Origin of the sequence: Streptomyces zhaozhouensis (assembly GCF_900230195.1) — a bacterium.
Classification (GTDB): domain Bacteria; phylum Actinomycetota; class Actinomycetes; order Streptomycetales; family Streptomycetaceae; genus Streptomyces; species Streptomyces zhaozhouensis.
Window position 1 is genome coordinate 177,510 of sequence record NZ_OCNE01000001.1, and the last position, 16,749, is coordinate 194,258.

A 16,749-nucleotide genomic window follows, 5' to 3' on the forward strand; every position below is an offset into this window, starting at 1 on the left:
CTCACCCTCGGTCCTCCTCGCGCGCGGCGCCGGAGGACCGTTCTGGCCGGTCGCCCCCGCCGCTGGTCTCGCTGGTCTCGCTGCTCTCCCCGGCCTCCGCCCCGGCGCCGGTCTCGCCCCCGGCGCCGGCGGCGCTCTCGGCCTCGGCGTCCGCCGTTTCGGCCTCCGCCTGCCGGGCGGCCTCCGCGTGCTCCGCCTGCTCCGCGACCAGCTCGGCCACGGCCTCGGACTCCTCGTCGCCCGTCGAGACGCCGAGATACGCCTCCACCACGGCCGGGTCCTGCTGGACCTGGGCGGGGCTGCCCTCGGCGATCTTCTTGCCGAAGTTGAGCACCGCGACGCGGTCGGCGACCGACATCACCAGCCGCATGTCGTGCTCGATCAGCAGGACGCTGACGTCGAGTTCGGTGTTGATCCGCCGGATCAGCCGCTCCAGGTCCCGCTTCTCGGTCGGGTTGGTGCCCGCCGCGGGCTCGTCCAGGAGCAGCAGCTCGGGACGGGTGCCCAGGGCCCGCGCGATCTCCAGCCGCCGCTGCTCGCCGTAGCTCAGCGCGGAGGCCAGCTCGTTGATCCGGTGCTCCAGTCCGACGAACGAGAGGACCTCGTGCGCCCTCGCGTCGCTCTCCCGTTCGTCCCTGCGGGCGTTGGGCAGCCCCAGCATGATCGAGACGGGGTCGGTCTTCTGCCGGGTCTCCACCGCGATCTTGACGTTCTCCAGCACCGTCAACGCGCCGAAGAGCCGGATGTTCTGGAACGTCCTGGCCACGCCGAGCCGGCTGACCTTGTGGGGCTTGCGGCCCCGCAGCTCGTGCTCGCCGCCGGCCCTCGGCCGGAAGCTGATCCGGCCCTCCTGCGGGTGGTACGCGCCGGTCAGCGAGTTGAACAGGGAGGTCTTGCCCGCCCCGTTCGGCCCGATCACGGCCAGGATCTCGCCCCGGCCGACACGGAGTTCCACCGCGTCGAGGCTGGTGAGGCCGCCGAAGCGGAGCGTCACCCCGGTCGCGTGCAGCACGTCGTCGCCGGACGCGGCAGTCCGTGCGTCGTTCTGCCCAGTGGTCTCGGTCGTCATGCCTGCGCACCTCCCGGCTGCGCGCCCAGGGCGTCGGCCGCGCCGGTGCCCTCCTGGGACATCCGCAGCTCACGCTGCCTGCGCCGCGAGGGCCACAGGCCCTGCGGACGGTAGATCATCATGACCACCAGCAGACCGCCCAGGTACATGTAGCGGTCCTGGGGGTCGACGCTGTCCCGCAGGTACTCCGGCAGCCACACGAGGATGGCGGTGCCCAGCAGCACCCCGGGGATGGAGCCCATCCCGCCGAAGACCACGTACGACAGCGCCAGCACCGACAGCAGCACCAGGAACATCTCGGAGTTGATGAAGCCGAGCTTGCTGGCGTAGATCACGCCGGCGATGCCGGAGGTGGAGGCGCCGATGGCGAACGCCAGCAGCTTGAAGCGGACGGTGTCCACGCCGGTGGAGGCGGCCGCCACCTCGTCCTCCCGGATGGCGGTCCAGGCACGCCCGACCCGGGAGTGCTCCAGCCGCAGGAAGAGGAACAGCACGCCGACGATGAAGGCGAGTTGCAGCCAGTAGTAGGGCGCCGGGTCCAGCCCCCACTCGTAGGACCAGAAGCCCAGGTCGATCGAGAACCGGTCGGAGGAGGCGCCCCGGGTGCCCCCGGTGAACTCGGTCCAGTTCTTGGCCGTCAGATAGACGATCTCGTGGAAGCCCAGGGTGACGATGGCCAGGTAGTCGCCGCGCAGCCGGAGCGTCGGCGCGCCCAGCAGCACGCCGGCGATCAGGCAGGTGAGCACCGCGACGGGGATCACCAGGAAGTTGTTCAGCTCGACCGGCGGCTCGACCGGCAGCCCGCCGGTCCAGAACGCCGCGCTGTAGGCGCCGATGGCGAAGAACGCGATGAAGCCGAGGTCCAACATGCCGGCCCAGCCGACCACCACGTTCAGGCCGATCGCGATCAGCAGGAACATGCCGATCTGGTCGACCATCACCTGCTGCCAGAAGGTGCTGACCATCAACGGCAGCAGGATCAGCAGGCCGAGCAGCGCCGCCATCCCGCCCAGCTGGTAGCCGCGGTGGGTGCGGAAGAGCCCCCGCACGGCCCGCGACCCGTCGGCCGCGCGCCGCACCAGCCCGGGAACCCCGGACGGGGGCGGGTCCTTCCGCGCCGCCGCGTCGGAGGGCGCGGCCGCCAGCTCCTTGAAGCGGTCCACGAATCCGCGCAGCCAGCCGTGGAGGAACTCCCGGACGGCCCAGATCGCCAGGAAGATGCCCAGCCAGATCCAGATGCCGGTGCCGGTGAAGTTCTCCTCCAGCGCGTAGAAGAGGTCGTTGCGCGCGCCCTGCACGCCGGTGACCTGGGCCATCACGACCGCTGTGATCACCATGGCGAAGAGCCGCCTGTAGCGCGGCTGCTGGTACCAGGACTGCTTGCGCAGCCTGGCCGCTGACGGGGTCTTCCCCGCCGTCACTCCGGCGGTCATGCCGTCCTCCCCACACGCTCGCCCAGCAGGCCGGTCGGCCGGAACATCAGCACCAGGACCAGCACGGCGAAGGCGCCCACATAGCGCCAGGCGTCGCTCCAGATCTCCACCGTGAACGCCTCGACCACGCCGAGCAGCAGTCCGCCGAGGACCGCGCCCCGGACGTTGCCGATCCCGCCGAGCACGGCCGCGGCGAACGCGGTGATGCCGGGCAGGAAGCCCATCGTGTACTCGACCTGGAGGTTGGTGCCGAAGAGGAAGCCGGCGACGCCGCCGAGGAGGCCGCCCAGCACGAAGGTGCGGGAGACGACCTTGTCGATGTCGACGCCCATCAGCGCGGCGACCTCCGGGTCCTGGGCCACCGCCCGGATGCCGGACCCCAGTTTGGTGCGGTTCACGATGACGTCGACGGCCACCAGCATCACCAGGGCGGCGCCGACGATCAGCAGCTGCGTCACGCTGACGCTGGTGCCGAAGAGCGTGAAGACCGTCTTGTTCTCGTACATGCTCGGCATGGCGATCGGATAGCGCCCGAAGAGCTTGCCCGCCAGGTTGTAGAGAAAGAAGGACGCGCCGATCGCCGTGATCAGGAAGACCAGGCGTGGCGCGTTTCGTCTCCGCAGCGGCCGGTACGCCGCTTTCTCAAGTCCGAAGGCGATCACACCGCCCAGGACGGCTCCCGCGGCTATGCCGAGAAGCACGTAGACGACGGACTGCATACCGGAGGGGTCGACGGCCGGCTCGAAGATCGTGAGCGCGATCACGCCGCCGAAACCACCGGCCATGAAGACCTCGCTGTGCGCGAAGTTCAACAGCTGCAACACGCCGTAGACGAGCGTGTAGCCGATGGCGATGACGGCGTACAGGGAGCCGAGCACCAAGCCGAGGACGAGTACGTCCCAGCTATCGGAAAGGGACATGGACGGAACTTTCCTTGTGGACAGGCAGCGGAGGGTGGTCTGAGGCAGACGGGGCGGCCGATCACGGCCGCCCCGTCGTCGCCCTCACGGCGTGTCAGCCGCCGATCAGCTCGTCGATGTTGCCCACGTAGCCGCGGACGCCCTCCTCGACCTGGTAGAGGAAGATCGACTCGTTCTCGAACTCACCGGTGTCGGTGAAGGAGAAGGTCTTGGTCAGCCCCTCGTACTCACCGCCGGCCAACGCCTCGTAGACCGACTGGCGGTTCACGTCGCCGTTGAGGTCGGCGATCGCCTGGATGATCATGTTGGTGACGTCGTAGCTCTCCGCCGAGTAGGTGCCCGGCGCCTCGCCCATCTCCTCCTGGTAGCGGTCGGCGAAGTCCTGCGTCGCGTCCTCGGCGCTGGCGTCCGTGCACGGGCAGGTCAGGAACCAGCCCTCGGCGGCGCCGCCGGCCAGGTTGATGAACTCGTCGTCGTTGGAACCGTCGCCCGAGATGCCGATGCCGTCGAAGCCGCTCTCGGCCAGGCGGGTGGCGAACGGGGCCAACGCCTCGTAGTAACCCGCGTAGATGAGCGCGTCCACGCCCGAGGAGGTGACGGTGCGCGCCGCGCCGCCGTAGTCGACGGTGTCGGCGGGGACGCTCTCGCGCTGGGCCTGGAGGCCGGCCGCCTCCAGCTCCTCCATCGCCACGTCGGCCAGGCCCTCGCCGTACGGGGTGACGTCGTCGATGACCATGACGGAGTCGACGCCGTCCTGGGCCGCCAGGTACCTGGCCATCGCGCCGCCCTGGGCGTTGTCGTTGGGCACGGCGCGCAGGAAGGTCGGGAAACCCTCCTCGGTGATGGTCGGGTTGGTCGCCGACGAGGAGACGGTGGCGAGACCGGCCTGGCCGTAGAGCGGGGCGGCCACGAAGGTGGGGCCGGAGAACGCGGGGCCGACGACGGCCATCACGTCCTGGTCGTCGATGGCGGACTGGGCAGCGGCGGTCGCCTGGCCCTCGGCGCCCTGGTCGTCGGCCGCGAGGTACTCGATGGTGAAGTCGAAGTCGCCGCTGCTGTTGGCCTCGCTGATGGCCAGCTCGATGCCGTTCTCCATGTTCTCGCCGAGCGCGACGTTCTGACCGGAGAGCGGGCCCTGGAAGGCGATCTTGTAGGTGGTGCCGCCACCGCCGTCACCGTCGTCGTCGCTTCCGCAGGCGGTGAGGAGAAGCGCACCGGCGGCCACCGGTATCGCCAGTCGCACGATGGATTTGTTGAGCACTAGGAAAAACCCCCTGGAACGAGCCCAGCCATGTCGGCACCGCACGACGTCCATGCACCACGCCCTCTGGTGCGGCGTGCAGCGGAATCTATTGCCCCGCGAGCTGCGCGAACACTGCGCGGCGACAGATGTGATCGGCCTGTGACCTCCGGCACATGCCGGAAACAGAACATAAGGGTCCGGTGTGCGGACGTTGTGCACACCCGTCCGGGGGCGGGCGCCGCCCCCGCCTCGTGGGGGCGCGTCTCGGAGCACCCTCGCGCCGGGGGACGCGCCGGCGCGGAACGGCGGGAGCACGCCCCGGGGCAGGCCGGGCAGGAATTAACGGGGAGTTAACGGGCGGTGGGCGGCCGCCCGCTCACTTCTGCGGCTTCTGCCGCTTCTCCTCGGCGTCCTCGATCACGGCCTCGGCGACCTGCCGCATGGAGAGCCTGCGGTCCATCGAGGTCTTCTGGATCCAGCGGAACGCGGCCGGCTCGCTGAGCCCGTACTCGGTCTGGAGCACGCTCTTGGCGCGGTCCACCAGCTTGCGGGTCTCCAGCCGCTGCGTCAGGTCGGCCACCTCGCCGGCGAGGCTGCTCAGCTGCTGGAAGCGGGAGACGGCGATCTCGATCGCCGGGACCACGTCGCTCTTGCTGAACGGCTTGACCAGGTAGGCCATCGCGCCCGCGTCCCTGGCCCGCTCCACGAGGTCGCGCTGCGAGAACGCGGTCAGCATCAGCACGGGGGCGATGGAGTCGGCGGCGATCTTCTCCGCGGCCGAGATGCCGTCCATCACCGGCATCTTCACGTCCAGGATGACCAGGTCGGGGTTCAGCTCGCGGGCCAGTTCCACGGCCCGCTGCCCGTCCCCGGCCTCCCCGACGACCGTGTAGCCCTCCTCCTCCAGCATCTCCTTCAGGTCGAGGCGGATCAGCGCCTCGTCCTCGGCGATCACCACACGGGTGGTCTGCGGCGGCACGTGGGCGCTGTCCTCGGCGACGGACGCGTCGGGGAGACCGGCCGGGGTGTCGCGCTCGTCAGGGGCGTCGGGGGTGCTCACGTTGCTCCTCGGTTCTCCGCCAGCTGGGGCCACCCCCGAGCCTACCCAGTCACCGGTCGGTCGCCGGCACCCGCCGGAAGCCGGTAGACTTCCGTGGCGCCGGCCGGGTTGGTGGAATGGCATACACGGAGGTCTCAAACACCTCTGCCCGAGAGGGCTTGCGGGTTCGAATCCCGCACCCGGCACCCCCACTTCCCCCGCTCGCCCGCCCCGCTCAGCGCGGGGAGTCGTCCTCGCCCACGTGGTGGACCCGCACCAGATTGGTCGAGCCCGGGGTGGCCGGCGGCGAGCCGGCCGTCATCACCACCACGTCGCCCATCCGGCAGCGCCCCATGCGCAGCAGCTCGTCGTCCATCACGGCCACCATCTCGTCCGTGGTCCGCACGGTCGGCACGAGCCGGGCCTCCACGCCCCAGGTGAGGCTGAGTTGGGCCCGGGTCAGCGGGTCGGGCGTCAGGGCCACCAGCGGGATCGGCGAACGGTAGCGGGAGAGCCGCCGCGCGGTGTCCCCGCTCTGGGTGAAGGCCACCAGCAGCCCGGCGTCGAGGAAGTCCCCGATGTCGGCGGCGGCCCTGGCCACCGCGCCCCCCTGGGTGCGCGGCTTCTCCGCGTCCGCCAGCGGGGTCAGCCCCTCGGCCAGCAGCTCGTTCTCCGCCGCCTCGACGATCCGGCTCATGGTGCGGACCGTCTCCACCGGGTAGCGGCCCACGCTGGTCTCGCCGGAGAGCATCACCGCGTCGGTGCCGTCCAGCACCGCGTTGGCCACGTCGGAGGCCTCGGCCCTGGTCGGGCGCGAGGAGTCGATCATGGAGTCGAGCATCTGGGTCGCCACGATCACCGGCTTGGCGTTGCGCTTGGCCAGCCGCACGGCGCGCTTCTGCACCAGCGGCACGGCCTCCAGCGGCACCTCGACGCCGAGGTCGCCCCTGGCCACCATCAGCCCGTCGAAGGCGTCGACGATGTCGACGAGGTTCTCCTCGGCCTGCGGCTTCTCGATCTTGGCGATCACCGGCAGGAAACGGCCCTCCTCGGCCATCACCCGGTGCACGTCCTTGATGTCGTCGCCGGAGCGCACGAACGAGAGCGCCACGATGTCGACCCCGGTGCGCAGCGCCCAGCGCAGGTCCTCGATGTCCTTGCCGGAGAGCGCCGGCACGGAGACGGCGACGCCCGGCAGGTTGAGCCCCTTGTGGTCGGAGACCAGGCCGCCCTCGACGACGCGGGTGCGCACCTCGGTCTCGGTCGTCTCCACCACCTGGAGCGTCACCCGGCCGTCGTCGACCAGCACCCGCTCCCCGGCCGTCACGTCCTGGGCGAGCCCGCCGTAGGTGGTGCCGCAGCGGCGGTGGTCGCCGAGCACGTCCTCGGTGGTGATGGTGAATTCGTCGTCGCGTTCCAGCAGAACGGGACCTTCCGCAAAGACACCGAGTCGGATCTTCGGGCCCTGGAGATCCGCGAGAATTCCGACGCTTCGCCCGGAAGCCTCCGCCGCCCGGCGCACACGCTGGTAACGCAGCTCGTGCTCGCGGTGAGCGCCGTGGCTGAGATTGAGGCGGGCCACGTCCATTCCCGCTTCCACCAGCTCGGTGATCCGTTCCAGGGAGTCGGTCGCGGGGCCCAGTGTGCAGACGATTTTCGCTCGGCGCATGGAGTAACCCTAGGAGTTACCCGCCAGTACCCGGCTATCGGGAAGTGACGAGGGGAAGGCCGGCTTTTCACAAGAGACCGACAAGCAACAGAATGAGCGCGACGGCGCTCTGATGAGCTTTCGACTGCCTTATCGTTTCTCTTTCCCCGCCCGGCGGGGACTTCACCGCGTTCCGCCGCACACGGGCGTCGGCCGGAACAGCTCTGCCCGGCCGTCGCGTCAGCGAAACCCGTGCGCCGGTCAGACCGGAATGCTCCGGGGCGGCGGCAGCGTGCCCGGGAAGCCGCCGGGGTCGCGCCGCTCCTGCTCCGCGCCGACCGGCTGCTGGACCGGCGCGCCGAAGGTGGTGAACGCCGAACGGTCCGGCAGCCGGTAACGCGGCTCGCCGGACAGGGCGTTGACGATGGTGGCGGCGCGGTGGGCGATCAGGCCGAGGTCGGGCGCGCCGACGCCGTGGGTGTGGCGCTCCGCGTTGAGCACGAAGACGCTGCCACCGATCTTCGGGCCCAGCGACAGCCGGTACTCCTCGTCGACGAGCGGACGGCCGGCCGCGTCCCGGCCGAGGTCGGCGTCGAGGCCCGCCAGCAGCGAGTTCAGCGGGCGCTCGCGGTAACCCGTCGCCAGCACCACGGCGTTGGTCAGCAGCCGGCTGCGGCCGCCGCCCGGCTGGTGGTCCAGGTGCAGCTCCAGCTGGTGGGCACCGACCCGGCCGGCCGTGCGGACGGCCACGCCCGGGCTGAGCACCGCGTCCGGCCAGCCGTGGGTGACGGTCCTGCGGTACAGCTCGTCGTGGATGTCGCCGAGCGTCTCCTGGTCCACGGCCCGGTACAACTGCCACTGGTCGCGGAGCAGTTGGTCCCGCACCGGCTCGGAGAGCTCGCGGAAGTACCGGGTGTAGTCGGGGGTGAAGTGCTCAAGCCCCAGCTTGCTGTACTCCATGGGCGCGAACGCCGGGCTGCGGCTGATCCAGTGCAGCCGCTCCTCGCCGGGGGTCCTGCGGCGCAGCAGGTCGAGAAAGACCTCGGCGCCCGACTGACCGCCGCCGATCACCGTGATGTGACCGGCCGCCAGCAGCCGGCCGCGGTGCTCCAGGTAGTCGGAGGCGTGGATCACCGGGGCGGTCGCCTCCGCGTCGATCAACGGCCGCAGCGGCTCGGGGACATGGGGCGCGGTGCCGATGCCGACCGCCAGGCTCCGCGCGTGCACCCGGGCGACCGCGGGACTGTTGCCCCCGGCCGCCAGCGGGGTGAGGTCCACGTCGAAGACCTGGTGCTCCGCGTTCCACTTGACGGTGTCCACCCGGTGGTGGAAGTGGAGCGAGGACAACTGCTCGCTGACCCAGCGGCAGTAGTCGTCGTACTCCGCGCGCGGGCAGTGGAAGCGCTCGGAGAGGTAGAAGGGGAAGAGCCGCCCCTGGTGGCGCAGGTAGTTGAGGAACGACCAGGGGTTGGTCGGGTCGGCGAGCGTCACCAGGTCGGCGAGGAAGGGCACCTGGAGCGTGGTGCCCTCGATCAGCATCCCGGGGTGCCAGCGGAACTCGGGGCGCTGCTCGTACCACGCGGTGCGCAGGTCGGGTTGGTCGTCGGCGAGCGCGGCCAGGGCGAGGTTGGCGGGTCCGATGCCCACCCCCACGAGGTCGAGGGGGTATCGGGGGTCAGCGGCGGTCATCCGGCGGCTTCCTTTGGTCAGGGAGGGAGAGGGGGAGGGAGCGTGGGGCGGGGCGGGCGGGAGCGACCGGCTCGGCGGCCCGCTCCAGCACGAGCTTGAGCAGCGCGGTCAGATCGCTCTCCTGCACCCGGGGGTTGAGCAGCGTGGCCTTCAGCCAGAGCGTGCGCCGGCCTGCGGCGTCCGGGGCCCAGGCGCGCCCCAGCACGGTGCTGCCGTCCGCGAGCAGCCGGCGGCGGATCGCGGCGACGCCGTCGTCGTCGGCCCCGGCGGGGCGGAAGAGCACGGTGCTGAGCGCGGGCGGCGCCTGCAACGTCAACTTCGGCTCCTCGGCGATCCGTCGGGCCAGCAGCCGGGCGGCGGCCAGCACGTCGTCCACCAGCCCCGCGAGTCCCGAGCGCCCGAGGGCGCGCAGGGTGACCGCGATCTTGAGGATGTCGGCGCGGCGCGTCGTGCGCAGCGAACGCCCCAGCAGATCGGGGAGCCCGGCCTCGGTGTCGTCGTCGGCGTTGAGGTAGTCGGCCCGGTGGGTCAGGGGTAACAGGGCGCCCCGGTCGGGCACGGTGAGCAGGCCGGCGGCGATCGGCTGCCAGCCCAGCTTGTGCAGGTCGAGGGTGACGCTGTCGGCGCGCTCGACGCCGGCGAGCAGCCCCCGGTGGCGCGGGCTGAACAGCAACGGACCGCCGTACGCCGCGTCCACGTGCAGGCCGGCCGGGCGGTCGCGGCGCGCGTCGGCCACCACGTCGGCCAGCGCGGGCAGCGGGTCGACGGCGCCGCTGTCGGTGGTGCCCGCGGTGGCCACCACCAGCACGGGCTCCCCCGGCGGCAGTCCTTCGACGGCGGCCCGCACGGCCGCCGGGTCGAGCACCCCGCGCGGGGTGGGCAGGGTGAGCGGCGGGGCCAACCCCAGCAGCCAGGCGGCGCGCCGGGTGCTGTGGTGCGCGTTCTCCCCGCAGACCACGCGCGGCGGGGCCGGGTGGCGCTCGCGGGAGAGCAGCACCCCCAGCATGTTGGACTCGGTGCCGCCGGTGGTGACCAGCGCGTCCGGGGCGGGCGCCGACGGGTGGACCAGCGCGGCCAGTTCGGCGGTGACCCGGGCTTCGAGCGCGGAGGCGGCGGGCGCCTGGTCCCATGAGTCGAGCGAGGGATTGAGCGCGCTGGCGGCCAGGTCGGCGGCGGCGGCGACGGCCAGCGGCGGGGTGTGGAGGTGGGCGACGCAGTGCGGGTCGGCCGGGTCGGCCGCGCCGCGCGCCAGCGCGTGCACCAGGGCGCCCAACGCCTCGTGCGCGCCGGTGCCCCGCTCCGGGAGGACGGTGCCCCCGACATGCGCCTCCGGCGCGTCGGGGCCGCCGGCCGGCAGCGGCCCGCACCGCTCGGCGGCGCCGTCGGCGAGCGCCGTCAGCACCGTCTCCAGCAGCGGTCGCAACGCGGCGGGCCCCGCGCAGCCGCCGGCGAGCAGCGTCGGGTCGAGCGGGGTGGGGGCAGACATGAGGCGGGCTCTCCAACGACGACGGAGCGTGATCGGGCGGACAGCCAAACGCTATGTGCTACTTCGTTCCCCACCCGTCACTTCGCCGCGCTTTCCCCCTATAGAGCGAAGCGTTTCGGCGCACCACCCCGCCAGGTGGTAAGGGATGCCTTACCGGGACCCGGCCCGCCGTCGGCGCGCCGGGTCCCGTCACTCTCCGCGTCAGACCGTCGCGCGGACGCGCAACGCCCTCGCGAGGTCGTCGAGTTCGTCGGCGAGCGCCCTGCGCAGCGCCGGCGTCGGCGCCCCGGAGGCCAGGCACTCCTCGCCGAGCGCGAGCGTGGCGGCGTCCGTGAACGGGTGCGGGAAGCAGGCGCGCCCCGCGGCGACCGCCAGCGCGTGGCCCCGGCGTTGGGCGAGCGCGGCGGCCGCCGGGAAGTAGCGCGGGACGTAACCGGCCAGCAGCTCGCGCTGTTCCGCGTGCCAGAAGCCCTCGGCGGTGGCCGAGAACAGGTAGTTGGACAGCCGGTCCTCGCCGTCGAACATGTCCGCCCAGGCGGCCTCCTTGGCCGCCGCGTCCGGCAGCGCGGCGCGGCAGCGCGCGGCGCCCTTCTCGCCGGTGGCGCCGGGGTCGGCGGCGGCCTCGGCGTCGATCGTGGCGCGGTCGGTGGCGCCCAGCACCGCCAGCCGGTGCAGCAGCCGCCAGCGGAGGTCCTGGTCCAACTCGGGCCCGCCGGGCAGCGCGCCGGCACGCCACCACGCCAGCAGGCCGTCCGGCGCGTCGGCCGCGTCGATCGCGGCGCGCGCCGCGATCAGCAGCCGCGTCGGGTCGCCGCCGCCCCCGGCGCGCAGCCGGTCGGTGATCTCCCGCACCAGCCCGAGCGCCTCGGCGCGGCGGTCGTCCGGCAGGTAGCGCCCGGCCAGCGCGCCGCCGGCGAAGCCGAGCACGCCGCTGACGATCACGTGGGCGCTCTCCGACGGCAGGTGGCGGCGGGCCGCCTCCAGGTAGTCGAACGGGGCCAGTTCGCCGTCCCTGACCATGTCGCGCGCGGCCGTCCAGACCACGGTGCGGCTGAGCGGGTCCGGCAGGCTGGAGAGGGTGCGCAGCGCGGTAGCCCAGGAGCGCTCGTCGAGGCGGACCTTGGCGTAGCTGAGGTCCCCGTCGTTGACGATGAGCAGGTCGGGGCGGCCGCCGGGGAAGGCGTGCTCGGTGGTGGCGTCGGCCGCCTCCAGCTCCACGTCGTACTGGGCGCGCGGCAGCACCCGTTCCGGCCGGGTCGGGTCGATGTCGTAGGCGCCGAGGCGCAGCCGGTGCGGGCGCCCGCCGTGGTGCGACAGTTGGAGCCGCCAGGTGTCGTCGCCGCCCTCGCCGGTGCGCGGCGCCAGGGTGTCGGGGCCCGAGGTGCGCAGCCAGGCGTCGGCCCAGGCGTGCACGGGACGGTCGGAGGCGCGGGCCATCGCGTCGATGAAGTCGGCGAGCGTCGCGTTGCCGAAGCGGTGGCGGGCGAAGTGGTCGTTGATCCCGGCGAGGAACGTCTCCTCGCCGAGCCACGCGACGAGTTGGCGCAGCGCCGAGGCGCCCTTGGCGTAGGAGATGCCGTCGAAGTTGAGCCAGGCGGACGCGGTGTCCGGCACGGCCTCGGGGGCGGGCGCGACCGGGTGGGTGGAGGGCCGCTGGTCCGCGTCGTAGCCCCAGGACTTGCGGACGACGGCGAACTCGGTCCACGGCGTGTGGTCGGTCGCGTCGTGGAGCACCTGGTAGCCGAGGTACTCGGCGAACGACTCGTTCAGCCACACGTCGTCCCACCAGCGCAGCGTCACCAGGTCGCCGAACCACATGTGGGCCATCTCGTGCGCGACGACGACACCGCGCACCTCCCGCTCGGTCTCCGTGACGGCCGACTGGAAGACGTAGCTGTCGCGGAAGGTGACCAGCCCCGGGTTCTCCATCGCGCCGGCGTTGAACTCGGGGACGAACGCCTGGTCGTAGGAGTCGAACGCGTAGGGCTCGTCGAAGATCTCGTGGAAGCGGTCGAAGCAGCGCCGGGTGAGGTCGAACAGCTCCTCGGCGTCCCTGTCCAGGTGGGCGGCGAGCGAACGGCGCGTGTGCAGGCCGAAGGGCAGCCCGGCGTGCTCGGTGGTCACCGAGTGGTAGGGGCCGGCGACCACGGCGAGGAGATAGGTGGAGATCGGCGGGGTCGGCGCGACGTGCCACCGTCCCGGCCGGTCGGCCTCCCGGATGGCGCGGCCGTTGCCGAGGACGGTCCACTCCTCGGGGGCGGTGACGGCGACCTCGAAGACCGCCTTGAGGTCCGGCTGGTCGAAGGCGGCGAAGACCTTGGGCGCCTCCGTCATGCAGCACATGGTGTAGAGGTAGGTCAGCCCGTCGGCCGGATCGGTGAACCGGTGCATCCCCTCACCGGTCCGCGAGTAGGGCATCTCGGCCACCACGGTCAACTCGTGCGCGCCCTCGGCCAGTCCGGTCAGCGGCAGCCGGCCGTCGGCCAGGCTGCCCGGGTCCAGCTCCCGGCCGTCGAGAAGCGCCGAGCGCAGGGTGGTGGGGCGCAGCTCCACGAAGGTGTCGCCGGCCTCGCGGACGGTGAACGCGACGGTGGTGGTCGAGCCGAAGACGGTGTCGCCCCGGGTGAGGTCGAGGTCCAGGGTGTAGCGCTCGACGGTGAGCTGCCGGGCGCGGGCTTCCGCTTCGAGACGGGTCAGTGTTGCCATGGCGCCATGCTGCCCCACGGCGCGCCGGCGGGCCCAGCGGGTTGTCGGCGTCGAGCGGGACGTCGGCGCCGAACTCCCCCCGCCGCAGGGCTCGTTGGGCTCGGAGCGGTGCCCCGGGCGCGGGGAGTGTCAGTGCCCTGGGCTACTGTTCCGCGCACCGTGGGAACACCGGGGGGACACCGTCCAGGAAGCCGGACGCCGGGGTCGTGCCGCGCCGGGGGGCGCGGGGCCCGGGGCGGCCGGTTCAGCAGGTGAGGGAGTCAGATGCGCATAGGGATAACCGGCCACCGTGGGCTGTCGGACGCTGTCGCCGTCCAGGTGCGCGAGGGGCTCGCGGCCGAGGTGGCGCGCGCCGCGCCCGGGTCGCTGGTGGGCGTCTCGTGCGTCGCCGACGGGCCGGACAGCTGGTTCGCGCGGGCGGTGCTGGACGCCGGCGGCCGCCTTGAGGTGGTGCTGCCGGCCGACGACTACCGGCAGCGGCTCCCGGAGTGGCACCACGCGGAGTACGACGCCCTGCTGGCCGCCGCCGGCACGGTCCACCGCACGGAGCTGGCGGTCGCGGACGAGCGGGCGTTCATGACGGCGAGCGAGGTGATGATCGGGCAGGTGGACCGGCTGTTGGCGGTCTGGGACGGCGAGCCGGCCCGGGGCTTCGGCGGCGCGGCGGACGTGGTCGCCTACGCGCAGCGGGTCCACCTGCCCGTGCGGGTCCTCTGGCCGGAGGGCGCCGTGCGGTGACGTGGCGGGCCGCCGCGCCCGTGCCCGTTCCCCTGCTCGGGCTCGGGCTCGTCAGCGCGGCGGGCTCCTCAGCGCGGCGGGTCGGCGGCGTGCTCGCCCGACTGCCGTTCGCCGGCGATGGTCTCGTGGTGGCGGATCACCTCGGCGATCACGAAGTTGAGCAGCTTCTCGGCGAAGGCGGGGTCGAGCTTGGCGCTTTCCGCCAGTTCGCGCAGCCGCGCGATCTGCCGCGCCTCGCGGGCGGGATCGGCGGCGGGGAGGTCGTGGTCGGCCTTGAGACGGCCGACCCGCTGGGTGCACTTGAAGCGCTCGGCGAGCATGTGCACCACGGCCGCGTCGATGTTGTCGATGCTGTCGCGCAACGCCGCCAGCTCGGCGCGCACGCTCTCGTCCAGACCGGCGGGCGCCCCTGGCCCGTCGCTGCTCTTCTCCATGGTCACCACCCTATGCGGGAGCGTCGCGCGGCCGGGAGGCGGCCGCCCGTGCTCCCGGGCCCGCCGGGCGCGGGGCCACGGCGCGGAACAACTCCCCGTGCCTTCGCACCCGTTAAGCGCGACGGCCTAGGATGTGGGGGCCCGAGACGGCCCCATCAGCGATCGACGACCCCGAGGCGGAGCGATGAGACCACTGACCTCCGACGATCCGGCGTCCGTCGGGCCCTACCGGCTGCTGGGGCGGCTCGGCGCCGGCGGAATGGGCGAGGTCTTCCTGGGGCGCGGGCCCGGGGGAAGGTTGACGGCCGTGAAGCTGATCCACGCCTCGCTGGCCGCCGACCCCGAGTTCCGGCGCCGTTTCCGTCGCGAGGTCGACGCCGCCCGGCGGGTGAGCGCCGAGTGGACCGCCCCCGTGCTGGAGAGCGACACGGAGTCCCCGGTGCCCTGGGTCGCGACCGGGTACCTGCCGGGTCCCTCGCTGCACCAGGTGGTCGACGACCGTTTCGGCCCGCTCCCCGAGGAGACGGTCTGGTCGCTGGCGCACGGCCTGGCCAGGGCGCTCACCGACATCCACGCGGCCGGCCTGGTGCACCGCGACCTCAAGCCGTCGAACGTGCTGGTCACGTTGGACGGCCCGCGGGTCATCGACTTCGGCATCGCCAGGGCGGCGGACGCCAGCATGGTGACGCGGACCGGTTCGCTGGTCGGGTCCCCCGGCTACATGCCGCCCGAGCAGATCCGCGACGAGGCGCTCTCGGGCGCGGCCGACGTGTTCGCGCTCGGCGCCGTGCTGGGCTTCGCCGCCACGGGCGAGGCGCCGTTCTCGGGCGGGCGGGCGCCGGTGCACACCGTGCTCTACCGCGTGGTCCACGAGGAGCCCGCGCTCGGCCCCGAGGACGGCCCGTTGGCCGGCGCCCTGCGGGAGTTGGTCGCCCGCTGCCTGGCCAAGGACCCGGCGGAGCGGCCCTCGGTGGCCGAGGTCGTCGAGGCGACGGCCGGGCGGGGCCGGGCGGCCGTGGACGCGGAGAGCGGGCTGTGGCTGCCGGCCACGCTGACCTCCCTGCTGGGCCGCGAGGCGGCGGGGTTGCTCGCGCTGGACGGTCCCTCGACCACCCGGGTCGACCCGGCGCCCGCGACGCCGCCCCCGCCCGCCGGTCCGCCGGCGGGCCCCCCGGAGCTCCGCCCCGCGCCGCCGCCCGACGCGCCCGACGCACCCGACGCACCCGACGCACCCACGGTGACGGCGTTCGGCGGCTCGCCGCCCGCCTCCGGCGGGGGACGGAGCAGGACGACGGTGATCGCGGCGACGGCCGCCGCCGTCGCCGTACTGGCCGCCACGCTGGGCTGGGCGCTCAACCGCTCCTCCGACGACGACACCACCGCCGGCGGCTCCCCCACCGAGGACCCCGCCGTCTCCGAGCCCGCGCCGGACCCGGACGGGGAGGGAGCGGGCGACGGATCGGGCGACGGGTCGGGCGGCGACGAGGACGGCGCTCACGGCGGCGCGGGCGATCCGGAGGCGCCGCTGCACCACCTGCTGCCGGCGAGCGTCCGGGAGTCGGGGGTGATCACGGTCCGCACGGGCGGGGAGTACCCGCCGTTCTTCGCACCCACGGGCGACGACGCGTACGCCGGGATCGAGCCGGACCTGGCGGCGGCGGCCGGCGAACTGCTCGGCGTGGAGTTCGAGTACCGCACGGTGCGGGGCGACGTGCTCCAGCAGATGTCGAACGAGCTCAGCGGCGGCATGGACGTCGAGGACATCGGCTGGGGCTCGTTCATGGTCGACCGGGACGCCGAGTCCGCGGTCAACATCGACTTCGTCAGCCATCTGAGGGAGGGGTGGGTGCTGGTCGTCCCCGAGGGCCGCCCCGACACGCTGGGCGAGCTGTGCGGCGCGACCTTCGCCTCCTGGCACTCCTTCTTCCTGGAGGAGCGGCTGGCCGGATGGTCCGAGGAGGCCGGCTGCGCGTCACCGCCCGACACCTCCGGCCAGTACTACGCGGAGGAGACGCTGGACGAGGTCGCCTCCGGCGGGGCGGACGCGGCGCTCATGCTCCAGGGCACCGCGATGGCGCTGGGCGAGGAGATCGCGGAGGCCGGGCTGACGGTGGGTGAGCCGGTCGAGATGATCGAACGCGGCATCGCGGTCGGCGTGGGGCAGCCGGAGATCCGCGACGCCCTCGCCGAGGCCCTCTCGATGCTGGTCGAGGACGGGACCTACGCCGGGATCCTCGCCGACTGGGACGCGGAGGAACTGGCCGTCGAGGAGATCACCGTAGACCCCTTCGTCTACGAGGAGTGACGCCCCGGGGCGCGCTGTCGAGGCCGAGTGTCAGTGCCG

General features: G+C 73.1%; 12 protein-coding genes and 1 tRNA gene. 3 read left to right on the forward strand and 10 right to left on the reverse strand.

What is annotated here, in order from left to right:
- Nucleotide 1: 1 nt before the first annotated feature.
- From CRP51_RS00865 to CRP51_RS00885, 5 genes are all read right to left on the reverse strand, one after another.
- The gene (locus tag CRP51_RS00865) at nucleotides 2-1,069 is read right to left on the reverse strand and encodes an ABC transporter ATP-binding protein (RefSeq protein ID WP_097228952.1); all 1,068 of its coding nucleotides are present in this window, start codon (nucleotides 1,067-1,069) and stop codon (nucleotides 2-4) included.
- Nucleotides 1,066-2,502, reverse strand: a complete 1,437-nt coding sequence (locus CRP51_RS00870; protein WP_097228953.1) for a branched-chain amino acid ABC transporter permease — start codon at nucleotides 2,500-2,502, stop codon at nucleotides 1,066-1,068. The genes CRP51_RS00865 and CRP51_RS00870 overlap by 4 nt, the downstream gene beginning before the upstream one ends.
- Complete coding sequence (locus tag CRP51_RS00875) at nucleotides 2,499-3,422, reverse strand: branched-chain amino acid ABC transporter permease (RefSeq protein WP_097228954.1); 924 nt, start codon at nucleotides 3,420-3,422, stop codon at nucleotides 2,499-2,501. The genes CRP51_RS00870 and CRP51_RS00875 overlap by 4 nt, the downstream gene beginning before the upstream one ends.
- A gap of 94 nt (nucleotides 3,423-3,516) precedes the next feature.
- Entirely contained in the window at nucleotides 3,517-4,665 is a 1,149-nt protein-coding gene (locus tag CRP51_RS00880; RefSeq protein WP_342748992.1) for a branched-chain amino acid ABC transporter substrate-binding protein, read from the reverse strand.
- A 376-nt stretch (nucleotides 4,666-5,041) separates the two neighbouring features.
- Nucleotides 5,042-5,725, reverse strand: coding sequence for an ANTAR domain-containing response regulator (locus CRP51_RS00885; RefSeq protein WP_097228956.1), 684 nt, complete (start codon nucleotides 5,723-5,725; stop codon nucleotides 5,042-5,044).
- 102 nt (nucleotides 5,726-5,827) lie between these two features.
- On the opposite strand from CRP51_RS00885, the gene CRP51_RS00890 reads away from it, so the two are divergent.
- Nucleotides 5,828-5,910, forward strand: a tRNA-Leu gene (locus CRP51_RS00890).
- 29 nt (nucleotides 5,911-5,939) lie between these two features.
- On the opposite strand, the gene pyk is transcribed toward CRP51_RS00890, so the two are convergent.
- The 4 genes from pyk to pepN all read right to left on the reverse strand — a co-directional run bounded on the left by pyk (nucleotide 5,940) and on the right by pepN (nucleotide 13,233).
- Nucleotides 5,940-7,373 carry a pyruvate kinase gene (pyk, locus tag CRP51_RS00895; protein WP_097228957.1) on the reverse strand — a complete coding sequence of 478 codons (1,434 nt, stop codon included), beginning with the start codon at nucleotides 7,371-7,373 and terminating at the stop codon, nucleotides 5,940-5,942.
- A gap of 240 nt (nucleotides 7,374-7,613) precedes the next feature.
- Nucleotides 7,614-9,041: a lysine N(6)-hydroxylase/L-ornithine N(5)-oxygenase family protein gene (locus tag CRP51_RS00900; protein WP_097228958.1), complete on the reverse strand. Its 1,428-nt coding sequence runs from the start codon at nucleotides 9,039-9,041 to the stop codon at nucleotides 7,614-7,616.
- Nucleotides 9,028-10,527 carry a pyridoxal phosphate-dependent decarboxylase family protein gene (locus tag CRP51_RS00905; protein WP_097228959.1) on the reverse strand — a complete coding sequence of 500 codons (1,500 nt, stop codon included), beginning with the start codon at nucleotides 10,525-10,527 and terminating at the stop codon, nucleotides 9,028-9,030. Before CRP51_RS00905 ends, CRP51_RS00900 begins: the two co-directional genes overlap by 14 nt.
- A 201-nt stretch (nucleotides 10,528-10,728) precedes the next feature.
- The gene (gene pepN, locus CRP51_RS00910; protein WP_097228960.1) at nucleotides 10,729-13,233 is read right to left on the reverse strand and encodes an aminopeptidase N; all 2,505 of its coding nucleotides are present in this window, start codon (nucleotides 13,231-13,233) and stop codon (nucleotides 10,729-10,731) included.
- A gap of 264 nt (nucleotides 13,234-13,497) precedes the next feature.
- On the opposite strand from pepN, the gene CRP51_RS00915 reads away from it, so the two are divergent.
- Complete coding sequence (locus CRP51_RS00915; protein WP_097228961.1) at nucleotides 13,498-13,971, forward strand: hypothetical protein; 474 nt, start codon at nucleotides 13,498-13,500, stop codon at nucleotides 13,969-13,971.
- Nucleotides 13,972-14,039: 68 nt separating this feature from the next.
- On the opposite strand, the gene CRP51_RS00920 is transcribed toward CRP51_RS00915, so the two are convergent.
- Nucleotides 14,040-14,405, reverse strand: coding sequence for a chorismate mutase (locus tag CRP51_RS00920; protein WP_097228962.1), 366 nt, complete (start codon nucleotides 14,403-14,405; stop codon nucleotides 14,040-14,042).
- A 184-nt stretch (nucleotides 14,406-14,589) separates the two neighbouring features.
- Here CRP51_RS00920 and CRP51_RS00925 point away from each other — a divergent pair, with 184 nt between their 5' ends.
- The gene (locus tag CRP51_RS00925) at nucleotides 14,590-16,710 is read left to right on the forward strand and encodes a serine/threonine-protein kinase (protein WP_097228963.1); all 2,121 of its coding nucleotides are present in this window, start codon (nucleotides 14,590-14,592) and stop codon (nucleotides 16,708-16,710) included.
- Nucleotides 16,711-16,749 lie beyond the last annotated feature (39 nt).